The organism is Marinomonas posidonica, assembly GCF_043643765.1.
Lineage (GTDB): Bacteria > Pseudomonadota > Gammaproteobacteria > Pseudomonadales > Marinomonadaceae > Marinomonas > Marinomonas posidonica_A.
Genome location: NZ_JBHZSP010000005.1, coordinates 141,988 through 155,933 on the forward strand (window position 1 = coordinate 141,988; position 13,946 = coordinate 155,933).

Below are 13,946 nucleotides of genomic sequence, written 5' to 3' on the forward strand. Positions count from 1 at the left end.
TATTCAACTTTCTTTCATAGGGAGGGAGCGACGTTCACGAGCTATGGCGATACCATCTAAGGCAATGTCTCGTTTACGTTCCCACCATGTTCTAGGGCCTGTTTTCATAATATTCACCATAGCGTTTATTTGTTCCGCTTGTTCTGGTGAGTTATGTGCTTCTGTTTCCCATATTTCAATCATGCGTTCTTTACGAAGACGGCCATCTTGCTCGGTTTTTACAATAGACCACCAGCCGATGAAACATTCCTTTACCATATCCACTAACATATCCACTGCGACAACGGCTTCATCTAATGGAAAGCCTTTTTCTTGTAATAATTTGACGGATTCTGCAAAAGATAAAATGCCATTTTGAGGGGCGATTTCAGCGTGATTTAATGCCTCTGCAAGGCCTGGATGTTTATCATATAAAGCCCAAATAGAGTCAGTTAAAACAATAAGTTCTTCTCTCCAGTTTACGGTTTCTGGCGCTCGCCACTCGAGCTCTTCAATGGCAATTTCGGCGGCCATTGCAATGATTTCATCACGGCTTTTTACGTGGTGATACAGCGAGGAGTGATCCACCCCAAGATGCAACGCCAGTGTCGGAATAGTGGCTTTATTGACGCCAATCTCCAAAGCGGCTCGAGCAATACTTTGACGAGTTATTTTACTTGGGCGTCCACGCTTACGTTTTACTGGGGTTGAAGAATCTGTCATGCATTTGTCCCTATGTTTATTAGTAATAAAGGCGTGAAGTAAAACTCATGAAAAGGGATGAGCGCAAGCCTCTCCCTTTTCATATTGGTTTAAACCATGCCTAAATTAGAAATCCATGCTTGCAGAAAGTGTGAATGTGCGACCTTGGCCTAACGCTAAAACATTGTAATGACTGGTTGACCAATAATTTTTATCCAGCAGGTTTTCGATATTCGCACGGATGGTCAGTGGGGCTTGTTTAATCGCAGTGACATAGCGAGCGCCTAAAGCATAAACAGTATAGCTTGGTAAAGATTGCTTATTATCGCTCTTAAGGTATTGTTTAGAGACTGCGGTAGTGTTGGCCGTCAGTGTTAGGTTCTGAATTTGAGGTGTATCCCATTCTAAACCAAGTTTTGCCTGCCATTTAGGTGTCTTCGAAGCTTGATTGCCTACAGTAGATTCATCGCTTGCGGAAGTTATTTTAGCATCAATGTGGGAAACACCACCCATTAAACGGAGATGATTAACTGGTGTACCGAAGAAACTCCACTCTATACCTCTGTTGCGTTGCTCACCATAATAGTCATATACGTCAGTATCATTGTCTTTATATGCGTTCGGTTTTTTAATTTCATAAAGACTAACGGTATGAGAGAATTCCCCTCCGTCAAATTTCACTCCTATTTCTTTTTGTTTTGTTTTGTAGGGAGCGAAAATCTCACCATAATTACTAGCACTAGTATCAGTGACTGTGTCGCCTTCACTTAGACCCTCAATGTAATTGGCATACAGAGATACTTGATCTGTCATTTTTATAACAAAGGCAAGGGATGGTGTCACTGCGCTTTCATCATATTTAGCGCCAGTTGAAAGTAATCCACCTGTTTGTTCTGTTTTGACTTCTTGGTAGCGTGCACCCAAAGTGAGTTGATATTTATCTTCAGAAAAAGATAAGGTGTCAGCCACGCCAACGCTCGTTAAATTCGTTTCTGTTGTCAATAAAAGAGGGGCATTTAAATCTAAATCAGGTTGATCGCCCCATACTGGATTATAAATATTAGTAGAATATACATCTGTAAACCTGAGGCCATTTAGGTTGTATGTTTCATTGTAATGCGTGATGTTAGATGCAACTTGATGATTTACTTGTCCAGTTTTAAAGTCACCATTTAATCCGATTTCCATAGACATTCTTTCGTTCGTATCGTCTACGTAACCAAGGGTCGTATCAATATCACCATCTGAGTTAGTGACTTCTGCTTTTGATGCACTTAGCCCTTCATAGGACATTTCATTCGCCCCCAGAGCTGCATAAATCGTTAGTTGCGTATTCACATCAAATTCCCCACGAGTGATAACGCCTTCGGTTTCTGTATCAAAAAAAGCCCAACTTGGATTAAGTATGGTGTCGGAGTCTGGCGCGCTTGGAATATCTACGCCCGAAGCAATGGTGATTCCTCTAATTGGCGCATCAGCATGCTCAGAAGTGCGATATAAGTCAGCGGATAAACGAATTCGGTCTCCTCGCCAATCCAGAGCGACCGACCCCAGCTCGGATTCTTTTTCCTGACGGTTAATCGTGGTGTCACCCTCTGAATAGGCACCATTGATTCGCACACCAAACGCTTTGTCTTCACCAAAGCGGCGGCCAATATCTATGCTTGTACCGATTTGTGAGTCAGAAATGTATTTCGTTGTTAAACGAGTGAGAGACTCATTATCTGCTCGTTTAGTTACTAAATTAACAGAGCCACCAATAGAGCCATTTGGAGCCATACCATTTAGCATCGCTGATGGCCCTTTTAATACTTCAATGCGTTCAAACATTTCAGTGGCACTACGGTAATAGGGAGCCATACCGGATAAACCATTGAAAGTGACATCGTTGCTGTTTGAGGAAAAGCCTCGGATAGAATAACTTTCAAGGTTTTCACCAACGACATTACTGGTATGAATCGCAGGGTCAGTCGCCGCAATGACATCAATGACATCTGTTGCTTGTTGATCATTTATAAACTTATCTGTATAGCTGATAGCGCTGAATGGCGTCTCTAATGCGTCTTTATTTCCCAAAAAACCAGCATGATTGGTCTCGGTTACCTGACCTCCCGAGCCGGAATAAACTGGGTTTTCCTCACGATCACCTTCCACCTTTACAGTAGATAGCATTACCTCTGACGCTGTATTAGCCGTTTCTATATTGGTTGTTGCTTCAGCATAAACCGATGAACCACATGTCAGCATGGCGCCAACGACAATACTGAATAAAACGGTATTTTTCCTTGTGCTCAGAGTGTTTCGTGCAGAGTATTGCGTTGCCTGAATGGTATTTTTTGTAACCTTATGGTTGTGATCTAAATGCTGAACCTCGTACATCGTAAGTGCCTTCCATTTATTGGTTAAAATCTATTTTCCAACATTATGTGGAAATTTTTAAAAGGATACTAATGCAAGTTATTATCATTATCAATAGATTTATAAACATGGTGTTTATAAATTGTTTTTTTAGGTGCGAAGTAAATTGAAATGGTGTGATGTTTAAATAAAATTAAGCGGTGTCTAAAGGCTACGGACAAAATGTGTAAGTGAAAAAGAAAGGGTTTAATGGGGATCTGGTCTTGCTATGGTGCTTTACCCCCAATGTTGATTAACTTTGATGGCATCGCTTTGCCATATTATTAGGCCGCAGTATTTTCATGAGATATTAGTCGTGCGAATGACATAAAAAGCAGTATGCGCTTTATCGATAGCGCGTCTGTAGGCGGTGAGCTTGAATTTCGATTGGAAGTATCTGTTTGTTTCAAGGTTATCAATGTCCTCGATGAATTCACTGTCAGTCGAAACGTCAGATAACCGGATTTAACATTATTTCTGTAATGGATGAACCATGAATGGATATTATCTTCAATATGGATGGCTTTGCTTGAAAAAGCCAGAACAAGACTATGTTCTGGCTTAAAGGGGGGAGTTTTCTATTAAGGCTTGTGTTTACCAAGCGTGGTTTAAAGTCATGGTGATGTCGCGGCCTCGATTGTAAAAATCTGCAGTACCTGATCCAACAACGTGTTGCTCATCTAATAGGTTACTGACGTTTATAGCGAGTTGCGTTGCTGAAGTGATGTCGTAGTTAAACGAGGCATCAAGAGTCACTGCCGCTTCACTTTTTTTGCTGTTAGCCGCGTCAAAGTAGTATGAGCCTACATAACGCGCGCCTAATCCGACAGACATATCTTGACGTGGTAAGAGGTAATGTCCCCATAGGGAAGCGGAATGTTGTGGTGTGGTCGCGAAATCTTTGCCTTCATAAGAGTCGTCTTCGGTGACTTTAGAATCCATGTAAGAATAACCTCCAGAAAGGCTCAAGCTTTCTGTTAGTTCTGCTCTCATTTCTAAATCAACACCTTTGACGCGGTTTTTGCCGATGACCTCACGATCAATTGAACCATCATTCTGTGCGACAGCGATGTTGACATTGCTTTTTTCAAGCTCGTAAATGGCCACAGAGAAAATGGCATTTAGATCGCTAGGCGAAAATTTTGCGCCGATTTCAGTTTGGTCTCCACGCACAATTTCTGTGCCTACAGAAGGTGGAGAAACAGATTCCACTTGACTGATGTAAGCCGACACTTGGTCGTTGAATTTGTAGGTAAAGGCCGAACGGAAAGTGTTTTCAGAAAAGTCACTTTGGGTTTCAGTATTATTCTGATAATTGTCTTCTGCAACCTCAATGTCATCGTGTCGAGCGCCGATGGAAAGAATGTATTTATCATCCCAAGCTAAATTCTGCTGTAATAGAGCGGCTTGCGTTTGATAGTCGGTTTTTTTATCGGCGAGAGGGGTTAGAACGCTTGGTGCGCCAGAATAGACAATATTATTGACATCGATACTGGTCGCGGTCCCCCAAGCACTGTTCTCCGTCTTGCTAGAATCTTGGTATTCAATACCAAATACTGTGCTGCTGTCGAGACGATCAAAGGTAATGTTGTATTGTCCTAGTAAGTTACCGCTAAATTGCTTTATTGCCGTGTCTGTTGCAATGAAACCACGATCGACTGTGTCGCTTACTCGATTACTGGAATCCGAGATGTATGTGTAGCCATATCGGTTTGTTGAATCTGTGTATCTGAGGTTGGAAGATATTTTAAAGCCATTATCCAGGCTATGATTGATCTGTGTACTAATGTTAGTGCGTTCTACATCTTGATAGTTAAAGTCTGGCTCACCAAAGAAAGTACTTCTATCGTATTCTTTATCAAACGGTGCGCCGCTACTATTGGCGCTGGCATCTGTATTTAGGTAATCAACTAGGAGCGTTGTACTGGTTTTGCTGTTTGGTTGCCAGGTTAAGCCGCCCATAACAAACTGTGAATCGTCTTTTGAGTAGTCGTACTCTCGGTCACTGTCTTTTACCTTAGCCGTTAAGCGATAAGCTAGGGTATCACCCTCGTCCAAAGTACTGTTCACATCAAGGCCAATTTCTTTATGGTCGTGAGAACCATAGGTTAAATAGGCGCTGGAAAATTCATCAAATTTTGGTGTTTTACTAACGAAATTAATGGAACCGCCAGGTTCTGCTGGGCCGAATAAGGTCGAATTCGCACCGCGAATCACTTCAACTCGTCTGTAAGCAAAGGGCTCTTCACGGATGTCGAATAGAGAGCCAAGATACAAACCATCACGGTAAGTGGAGGCGTTAAAACCTCGAATTTGATAGAAATCGGTACGATCGTCGGCGCCGTAGTAACCCGTTACGGTACCTGGTGTATATTGCAGAATTTCTTCTGTCGTGGAAGCTCCGCGTTGCTGGATTTCTTTTTCTGTGATGACGGAGACCGACGCCGGTGTGTCTTGAATGCTGGTGGCGACTTTGCCGCCAACCCAAAGTTCTGTTGCAACGACGGATTCGCTGTCATCATCGGCCTCTTCGGCTTGGCTGTTGATAAGTATAGGCGAAAGACGGAATACGTCTTCATCTGCTTCGGCTAAAGCCGCACTGGGTAAAATGACCGAACAGCAGAATAGGGAGGTGGTATATGGGGTTAGTTTTCTTCTCATCGTTTTCTCCAGTAGCGTTTCTCCCTGATCAATGAATCACAATGCTAGTGTTAATGATTATTAATAACAAAATGTATCTTTATCACATCATAACACGTTAAAAAGGGAGGTTTATGAGATGCGTACAGGATGTAGGGCCATGGCTTTCATCTTTTATCTGAACGTATCTCGTTATGTTTGATACAAGCAAAAAGATGATAGGGGGCTTGCTAAGAAGATAATTGTATAAATCGGTCACTTTTATCATGAGCGAGTTGTTTGGGGGTAAGGCTGGCGTATTTTCGAGTGAATCGAATGTAGTGAGATTGGTCATTAAAGCCTCTATCAGGAAAGAGTTCTCCGGCTTTTAATGAGTCAAAACTGTGTCGAAAGCGAAGGATGTCACAATAGTTTTTCAGAGGCAATCCCAACCATTTATTGAAATAGCGATTTATCTGGCGACTACTCCAATTGGCTGATTGAGCAATATCGTTAACGGTAATTGTGCCATTCGTTTGGTAGATTAAATCAGACATGATGCGCTTTCGAGAGTCTATTTTTGGGTCTAGCTGAGAGGTAAAGTAGCGCCCCAGCTTGCTACAAAAACCATTAAAATCCTCAAGATCTACTTGCTCTATGTCAGCGTAACCTGGTGTTAAGCTGATGCGGTCATTGAGGATGTCTGCGACGGATCTTTTTAATAAATATTCCACCGCTAGCAGGTTGAGTCGGACGCCCATTAATACGGATTGTTTTGGCATGATGCCTTGCTGTTTCTGCGTTTCCAGCCCGACTAAAGAAACGTGTAAGGGGAACTCCTCATTACTGAAAAAATAGACATCAATACCGCCATCAGGAAAGGTGACCAGTTCTTCATCTTGATCACTGGGATTGCGTATCATCCAATAGCTTTCGATGAAGGGCGATAAGGCTTCATTTGGCGTTGATGAGGTAACTTGAATGCTATCTTTCATGGTAAGAGTAGAATGGTTCTATAAATTAATGAGACTCATTCTACTTTTTGTGGAGGATAAGAGCCACTGTTACTTTTTCGTTATATTATGGCTCTTGCTTTATAGCGCTAATTAGTGGTGGTATTGGTTAAGTCTTTTTTAATGCTCTGTCATGAGGTTTTGCATTTGTATTGCGATGTTAGACATCTGATATAGGGTCTCACACATCGGTTTATACACAGCGGTAAAAGAGGGCTCTTTCGCTAAATCGCCAAATACATCATACAGATTCTGTCAGAATGGTGGTGTAGGTGATGCTATAAAAAGAAGCTATCTTGAGATATTGGCAAGGTAATTCTGTTTCAAAGAAAGAGTCTGATAGAAGCAATTTGAAGAGCATCAAGTCCCCTTCCTTCCCGTTAAACCACCGAGCTTAGCCAATACCGCATAAAAGTATCGATATGAGTATTATTCAAATAGATAATAACTTTCAGTTTATGCTTTTTTAATATCTAAATTTATTAAAAATAAGCAATGCCAAACTCGAGTTGTTATTTTTTAAAGGTGTCGCGATCTGAGATAAAATATACTTATAATAGTGCAAGAAAAAAGAAAGCTATTTTTATGTATTGGTTTGACTGATAGTGATACTTTTTTGATGTTTTTTTGCGTTGGTAAAATTGATCTTCCATTGTTAGCTGAAACTACGAAATATGTTGGGATTAACGTTTGGCCAGTGAAGCTAACCTTTGTTTTCATTTGTATCTAGAATGCGCTTTTAAAGCGAAAATGGTGACAAAAATAAACACGATTAGGCACTCAATATAATCGCTTTTCGCTATGCTATTTAAGAGAGATTATCATTTCTAAGCTTATGAGTTGGGTCGAGATGTTGTAGCCAATAATGTGTTTAAGCTCAGTGTGGAGAAATTAAATTTTTAGGATGAAAACATTATTATGCAAGATCAGAAGGGAATGTCCTTTAACGGGTTCCACTGGAGTCATTGGGCTGTTATCAGTCTGTCATTATTGCTGACACTAGGCGCTTGGTATTTTAGTCATCAGCAAGCGGAGCAAAAAACCAAAGCGCAATTTGAATTTCAAGCGGAGCAAATTGTCAGTTTGGTGCAAGAGCGCATGGAAAAATATGAAGAAGCCTTGTGGGCTGGCGTCGCAGTACTTCATACCATGCCTCGTCAGATGAGGCGTTCAGACTGGCGAATTTTTGCAAATAGTTTGAAAGTAGAGAGTCGCTTTCCTGGTATTAATGGGATTGGTGTTATTCATTATTTGGAGCCCGACAAACTTGATTCCTATCTTGCTTGGCAACGTGAAACCACACCTGATTATGCTTTGCATCCTGCACATACCCAAAACGAATATTGGCCGATTACCTATATTGAACCACAGATGAGTAATCAGGCCGCGGTCGGTCTGGACATGGCACATGAAATAAACCGTTACAGTGCCGCTAGAAAAGCCAGAGATACGGGGCAAGCGAGTATTACTGGTCCCATTATTCTTGTTCAAGATGAGAAGAAAACCCCAGGGTTTTTATTCTATGCTCCTTGGTATGGTGATCGCCAGGGCATTGATCTATACGGTGATCGAGAAGGTGACTTTCTCGGCTTGGTTTACTCGCCTTTTATCATGAAAAAATTGATGGGGGGCGTGCTGGAGAACAGTAATCGCCAGGTCAACTTTAGCATTCATGATGGTGGTGAAGCGTTATACAGTGAACTGAATCAAAGTTCAGAAAATTACGATAACAATCCACTGTTTTCTAAGCAAATAGAAGTCAATATGTATGGCAGAGATTGGTTGTTTACGGTGCAATCATCTAGCCTGTTTCGAGCGCAAAACACCCAGAATCAGCCTTGGATTATTCTGGCTGGTGGGATTGTGATTGATTCACTCTTGTTGGTTATTTTTATCTTGCTTTCTCGCGCAAATCATCGCGCTGTGTCTTATGCTGATAAAGTCACACTGGATTTAAAACTGCAAAAAGAGGCGTTGGAAATCGCTCATGAAGACTTGCAGTCGCGCAATCAAGAGCTAGAAGAAGCCAATAAAGATTTAGATCAATTTGCGTTTGTGGCATCACACGATTTAAAAGCGCCATTACGAGGTATTAGCCAATTAGCTCAGTGGATTGAGGAGGATCTAAAAGAAAACTTCACGAGTCAAACTCGTGAGTTTATGGATTTATTACAAGGTCGAATTCAGCGCTTAGAAAAGCTACTTGATGCCTTGTTAAGTTACTCTCGAATTGGTCGTGAACAGAATACCTTTGAACGGTTTCATTTGGGAGCACGGGTCACTGAGTTGTTTTCTTTGATCAACGCCAATAAGGCGTTTGTTTTTGAGTGCGAAGATAACGTAGGCGAAATGAACACCTTAGCGGTACCACTTGAGTTGGTGTTAAGAAACTTATTGTCGAATGCAATAAAACATCATGACAAGGGCCAAGGAACGATTCAGTTCAAGGCGGAAAAACAGTCCAATCATTATCGAATTTGTGTCATCGATGATGGCCCCGGTATTCCTGTACAGTATCAGGAGCAAGTGTTTGATTTGTTCAAAACCTTGAAGCCTCGAGATGAAGTAGAAAGTAGTGGTTTAGGTTTGTCCATGGTGAAGAAAATACTCGATCGTTACGAATGTCATTATCAGATTTCAATGAATGGCGAACGAGGTACCTGTTTTGAGTTTGAGTGGCCATTTGAAGCGGCGCTGAGAGAGGAATAAATGACTAAACCAGCGTTTAATGTGTTATTGATTGAAGACGATGATGTGGATGCCATGGTTGTTGAAAGAGCGCTTTGTCAGCTTGGGTGTGACTACTCACTGCAGCGTGTTAAAGATGGCATTGAAGCATTGGAATGGCTCCATGAAAACAAATCGAAGCGACCTTTCATTACTTTGTTGGATCTGAACATGCCTCGAATGGGTGGTTTGGAAATGCTAGAGAAAGTAAGGCAAGACGAATCGTTACAAGATCTCCCCGTGTTTGTTCTAACCACTTCAAACAGCCCAAAGGAAGTGGCCGCTTCCTATCGTCTTAATGTAGCGGGCTATTTTAGTAAAACGAGTTTAGGGCAAGGTTTCCAGTCTTTGTCAGATCTATTAGTGAAATATTGGCAATTGGCAGAGTTGCCAAGGTAAATTGAATCAGAGGGAAGTATGGATTTATTGATTATTGATGATGACGCAGTCGATCGAATGGCGGCGGTTAGAACATTAAGGCGCTCAGATTTGCCGTTGAGCAGCGTCGATCAAGCACATTCTGCTGATGAGGGAATTCATTTTGCTAATAATAAGCAATACGACATTGTGTTGTTGGATTATCAGTTACCATCGCAAAATGGTATTGAAGTATTGCGAGAGCTCAGAGGCGTTGAGAATTTTTCATCCGCCATCGTCATGTTAAGTCACAGTAGTGATGAAGAGCTCGCTTTACAGTGTGTGGAGGCCGGCGCTCAAGATTTCATTATGAAGAGTGAGATTACGGCTTCAAGGCTGAAACGAGCCATTCTCATTGCGGCAGAACGGAGTAATTTAGAAAGACAGGTTAGAGAAAGTCACGAGCAACTGAGAAACTTGGCTGAGCAAGACAGTTTAACTGGTTTAAGTAATCGTTATTTTTTTGATGCTGCGTTAAAAGACCTGATTACCCAAGCGCAACTTGATGGTCGCAAGATTGCCTTGTTGTTATTGGATTTAGATAAATTTAAACACATTAATGATTCTCTTGGCCATGCTGTTGGTGATGACGTGTTGAAAAAGGTGGCGTCTCGATTACGAAGTGTTTTGGGGATTGGAGATAAAATATGTCGCCTTGGTGGCGATGAATTTGCGATTTTACTTAGCCATTTTAAACACTTGAATCAAGTTCGTTGTTTGGTTGATGAAGTTATGTTTGAGTTGTCTCAACCTGTCCACTACAACGGTCGAGTTATCGATATATCGGGCAGTGTTGGGGTGGCTACCTATCCTGAATGCGCTGTAACCGCAATTGATCTAATGAAGTGTGCAGATGTGGCCATGTATCGCTCAAAGGGCTTGGGGGGGAAGCAAGCTCAATATTACTCAAAACAGTTTCATCAGCAAATCGAAAGTCGCATTCGAATTGAGCATGATTTGAAGCGAGCCATTGAGCGAGATGAATTTGTTCTTTATTACCAGCCTCAAGTCGATTCACAAAGCTTTGATTTAGTTGGTGTGGAAGCCTTAATACGGTGGCAACACCCTGAGATGGGGTTGGTGCCACCAGATGAGTTTATTCCCATTGCTGAAGAAAGCCATTTTATCAATGAATTGGGGCGCTGGGTCATGGATGAAGCCTGTAAACAGTTCCAAATTTGGTTAAACAAACCGAGTATGAAAGAGCTGAATTTTACCATCTCAGTGAACTTATCAGCTCGCCAATTAAAAGATTCGGGTTTGAGTGAATTTCTTTTAGAGTGTCTGGTGCGCTATCATATTCCTGCAGATCGCATTGAACTGGAACTGACAGAGAGCAGTTTGGAGAGCAGTCTAATCGCCCTTGATATGCTAAACAAAATGTCAGCCTTGGGGGTGAAGTTGGCTTTGGACGATTTTGGTACTGGTTATTCTTCTTTGTCTCATTTGAACGAATATCCGTTTAATATTCTTAAGATTGATAAGTCTTTTGTTCGTTTTATTGAACATGAAGACGAAGCCAATTTGCTAAAAGCCATTAGTTCGTTTGCCCATTCTCTTGGCTTTGACACGGTTGCAGAAGGTGTGGAAACCAGTTTTCAAAGAGATCTTTGTGCTAGGTTAGGGGTTAAGCGTTTACAGGGGTATTTCTTTTCCCCGCCAATACCGGCTCACGAAATTGAAAGGATGTGGCAACCTAAACCCGCTTTACAATAATGCTGGTTGGACAAATTGAAATGACAACATAAGGACAGCGTTGTTGTCATTTCTGCTTTCTGGCTATTGGTCTTCTTGTACCTGTGTTACGTTTGCAATATCGACATGTTAGGAGGCCGTTATGATTCAAATTCATCATCTAGAAAATTCCCGTTCACAACGTATTTTATGGTTGCTTGAAGAGCTCAATTTAGCGTATGAACTCATTGAGTATAAGCGTGACCCGAACACCGCTTCAGCACCTGAGTCTCTTAAAAAAATACATCCTCTAGGGAAAGCGCCGATTTTGACTGATGGTGATAATACCATCGCTGAGTCGGGCGCTATCATTGAGTATTTATTGGATCAATACGATGAAGGCAACCGCCTTAGACCAACCGAAGGGCAAGCTTTACTGGACTATCGATATTGGTTGCACTTTGCCGAAGGTTCGTTAATGCCTTTGTTGGTTATGAAGCTGGTCATGACTCGAGTGCCAAAAAATCCTATGCCATTTTTTATAAAGCCGATTGCCAAAGCGCTGACAGGTAAAGTAATACAAAAATTCATTCAGCCACGTTTAGAGCCGCAAATTGAGTTTATTGAAGCGACGCTTGCGGATCGAACTTGGTTTGCCGGAGAAGAATTAACGGCGGCGGACATTCAAATGAGTTTCCCATTACAGGCTTCCAGTACGCGAATGGACTTATCTTCTTATCCTAACATCCGCAAATTTTTGTCTCAGGTGGAAAAACAAGCGGGTTACCAACGGGCATTGGCAAAAGGCGGAGCCTTTACGACGCTTTAAAATAATTGATATTGATTCTCATTTTTGTTATTTTGCTCGCTCTTCATACAGTGATATAAGGCGAGGTGCTCCCAAGCGATGAGTCCTGAACAAGAAAATGCTCAAAGGGTTGGAGACATGTATATTGAGCATCATCAATGGTTAAAAGGATGGATTCGTAAAAAACTGGGTTGCAATGAGTTGGCGGCAGACTTAACTCAAGACACTTTTGTGCGCCTGCTGAAAAAATCAAATACCTCATGGAATGGTTTGGAAGCAAAAGGCTTGCTTGCCACCATTGCTCGAGGCTTGTTTATTGATCACTGGCGCCGTAAACAAATTGAGCAGGCTTGGCTAGAGTCGTTAGCACACTTAGAAGAAGATTTTCAACCGTCAGCTGAGCATTCCGCAGAGATGATCGAGGTTTTGTGCCAGCTTGATGCCTTGATTGCAAAAATGCCAATGAAGGTAGCAAACACGCTCATTTTATCGCAATTACACGGTTTAACGTATCGAGAAATCGCTGATCATTTGTCTGTTTCTGAGCGAATGGTAAAACGTTATATGGCTCAAGCGATGCTTCAGTGTGTGATGTTGCAGTCGGAACTTTCCCCATGATTAATTCAAAATCGAATCAATTCAAACAGTTAGAAGCGGCATCTGAGTGGTTTGCCATATTGTCGGATGAAGCGGCATCGGAACAAGATAAACAAGCTTGGCTAAAATGGTTAGAGGCTGATATTGAGCATCAGCGTGCTTGGTCAAAAGTTGAATCAGTCGGCGCCATGTTTGACTCCTTTCAACAACAGGGGCTTAACACTCCCGTTAAGCAGGTTCTCGACCAGAGTCATGCCAGACAAGTGTCACGTCGACAATTTACTAAAGGCTTATTCGGCATCACGGCGGCGTTAGGCCTTGGTTGGATTGGTTGGGAGAAAGTCAGCTTGTCCAGTATGGTGGCGGTTTGGAAGGCCGATTTTCATACCTCGATTGGTGAGGTGAAGCGTTTCACGCTAGCAGATGGTTCTGACGTCTGGCTGAACACATATACAGGCTTAAATGATCAGTCAAATGAGAAAATGCGAGCCATGTCTTTGATTTCAGGGGAGGCATTTTTCGATTTAAATGAAGCTCATGATGAACGGCCTTTTTTAGTGAGTTGCCCTCATGCTGTAATAAAACTGACGTCCCCAAAAGCTCGTTTTTGTTTGCGCCATTTATCTGATCAACAGGCTGTACTGGCTGTCTATTATGGACAACTGTCTTTTTCTTCTTTGCACTCGAAACAGTCTAGGCTGATTAATGCTGGAGAAGAGGTGTATTTACATAAAAATGCTTCGATGCAACCTCAGCCAGTATTGGCTATGTATGAGTCTTGGACTCGTGGTCAATTAATTGTTGATGACATGTCTTTAAGAGATTTTATTAATGAGATTGGTCGTTATCAGTATGGTCATATTAATCTCGATCCAAGCTTAGCAAGCTGGCGCGTGGTTGGAACCTATCCAACCCAAGATATTGATACCGTTTGGGCAATGTTAGAAACGGCATTTCCTATTAAGGTCGAAAAAATCATGCCTTGGTGGATTAATATTTCAGCCGCATAAGAC

The 13,946-nt window shown here is 41.9% G+C and carries 10 protein-coding genes; 6 read left to right on the forward strand and 4 right to left on the reverse strand.

Annotated features, from left to right (window positions below; translation table 11 throughout):
• Positions 1-3: 3 nt before the first annotated feature.
• The 4 genes from ACHUFM_RS07470 to ACHUFM_RS07485 all read right to left on the reverse strand — a co-directional run bounded on the left by ACHUFM_RS07470 (position 4) and on the right by ACHUFM_RS07485 (position 6,692).
• Complete coding sequence (locus ACHUFM_RS07470; protein ID WP_394181056.1) at positions 4-702, reverse strand: TetR/AcrR family transcriptional regulator; 699 nt, start codon at positions 700-702, stop codon at positions 4-6.
• A 105-nt stretch (positions 703-807) separates the two neighbouring features.
• Positions 808-3,060, reverse strand: a complete 2,253-nt coding sequence (locus ACHUFM_RS07475; RefSeq protein WP_394181058.1) for a TonB-dependent receptor — start codon at positions 3,058-3,060, stop codon at positions 808-810.
• A gap of 612 nt (positions 3,061-3,672) precedes the next feature.
• Complete coding sequence (locus ACHUFM_RS07480; RefSeq protein WP_394181060.1) at positions 3,673-5,739, reverse strand: TonB-dependent siderophore receptor; 2,067 nt, start codon at positions 5,737-5,739, stop codon at positions 3,673-3,675.
• Positions 5,740-5,948: 209 nt separating this feature from the next.
• Positions 5,949-6,692: a DUF6597 domain-containing transcriptional factor gene (locus ACHUFM_RS07485; protein WP_394181062.1), complete on the reverse strand. Its 744-nt coding sequence runs from the start codon at positions 6,690-6,692 to the stop codon at positions 5,949-5,951.
• Positions 6,693-7,628: 936 nt separating this feature from the next.
• On the opposite strand from ACHUFM_RS07485, the gene ACHUFM_RS07490 reads away from it, so the two are divergent.
• From ACHUFM_RS07490 to ACHUFM_RS07515, 6 genes are all read left to right on the forward strand, one after another.
• Positions 7,629-9,419, forward strand: a complete 1,791-nt coding sequence (locus ACHUFM_RS07490) for a CHASE domain-containing protein (protein ID WP_394181064.1) — start codon at positions 7,629-7,631, stop codon at positions 9,417-9,419.
• Positions 9,420-9,836 carry a response regulator gene (locus ACHUFM_RS07495; protein ID WP_394181066.1) on the forward strand — a complete coding sequence of 139 codons (417 nt, stop codon included), beginning with the start codon at positions 9,420-9,422 and terminating at the stop codon, positions 9,834-9,836.
• A gap of 18 nt (positions 9,837-9,854) precedes the next feature.
• Positions 9,855-11,570: a putative bifunctional diguanylate cyclase/phosphodiesterase gene (locus ACHUFM_RS07500; protein WP_394181068.1), complete on the forward strand. Its 1,716-nt coding sequence runs from the start codon at positions 9,855-9,857 to the stop codon at positions 11,568-11,570.
• Positions 11,571-11,691: 121 nt separating this feature from the next.
• On the forward strand, positions 11,692-12,357 hold the full coding sequence (locus tag ACHUFM_RS07505; RefSeq protein ID WP_394181070.1) for a glutathione S-transferase: 666 nt from the start codon (positions 11,692-11,694) through the stop codon (positions 12,355-12,357).
• Between the two features lie 78 nt (positions 12,358-12,435).
• Positions 12,436-12,954: a sigma-70 family RNA polymerase sigma factor gene (locus tag ACHUFM_RS07510; RefSeq protein WP_394181072.1), complete on the forward strand. Its 519-nt coding sequence runs from the start codon at positions 12,436-12,438 to the stop codon at positions 12,952-12,954.
• On the forward strand, positions 12,951-13,943 hold the full coding sequence (locus ACHUFM_RS07515) for a DUF4880 domain-containing protein (RefSeq protein ID WP_394181074.1): 993 nt from the start codon (positions 12,951-12,953) through the stop codon (positions 13,941-13,943). The genes ACHUFM_RS07510 and ACHUFM_RS07515 overlap by 4 nt, the downstream gene beginning before the upstream one ends.
• Positions 13,944-13,946: the final 3 nt, after the last annotated feature.

What these genes read in the sequence shown, in the direction of transcription:
- ACHUFM_RS07470 (WP_394181056.1), bottom strand. Translation starts at nt 702, where the DNA reads ATGACAGATTCTTCAACCCCAGTAAAACGTAAGCGTGGACGCCCAAGT.
- ACHUFM_RS07475 (WP_394181058.1), bottom strand. Translation starts at nt 3,060, where the DNA reads ATGTACGAGGTTCAGCATTTAGATCACAACCATAAGGTTACAAAAAAT.
- ACHUFM_RS07480 (WP_394181060.1), bottom strand. Translation starts at nt 5,739, where the DNA reads ATGAGAAGAAAACTAACCCCATATACCACCTCCCTATTCTGCTGTTCG.
- ACHUFM_RS07485 (WP_394181062.1), bottom strand. Translation starts at nt 6,692, where the DNA reads ATGAAAGATAGCATTCAAGTTACCTCATCAACGCCAAATGAAGCCTTA.
- ACHUFM_RS07490 (WP_394181064.1), top strand. Translation starts at nt 7,629, where the DNA reads ATGCAAGATCAGAAGGGAATGTCCTTTAACGGGTTCCACTGGAGTCAT.
- ACHUFM_RS07495 (WP_394181066.1), top strand. Translation starts at nt 9,420, where the DNA reads ATGACTAAACCAGCGTTTAATGTGTTATTGATTGAAGACGATGATGTG.
- ACHUFM_RS07500 (WP_394181068.1), top strand. Translation starts at nt 9,855, where the DNA reads ATGGATTTATTGATTATTGATGATGACGCAGTCGATCGAATGGCGGCG.
- ACHUFM_RS07505 (WP_394181070.1), top strand. Translation starts at nt 11,692, where the DNA reads ATGATTCAAATTCATCATCTAGAAAATTCCCGTTCACAACGTATTTTA.
- ACHUFM_RS07510 (WP_394181072.1), top strand. Translation starts at nt 12,436, where the DNA reads ATGAGTCCTGAACAAGAAAATGCTCAAAGGGTTGGAGACATGTATATT.
- ACHUFM_RS07515 (WP_394181074.1), top strand. Translation starts at nt 12,951, where the DNA reads ATGATTAATTCAAAATCGAATCAATTCAAACAGTTAGAAGCGGCATCT.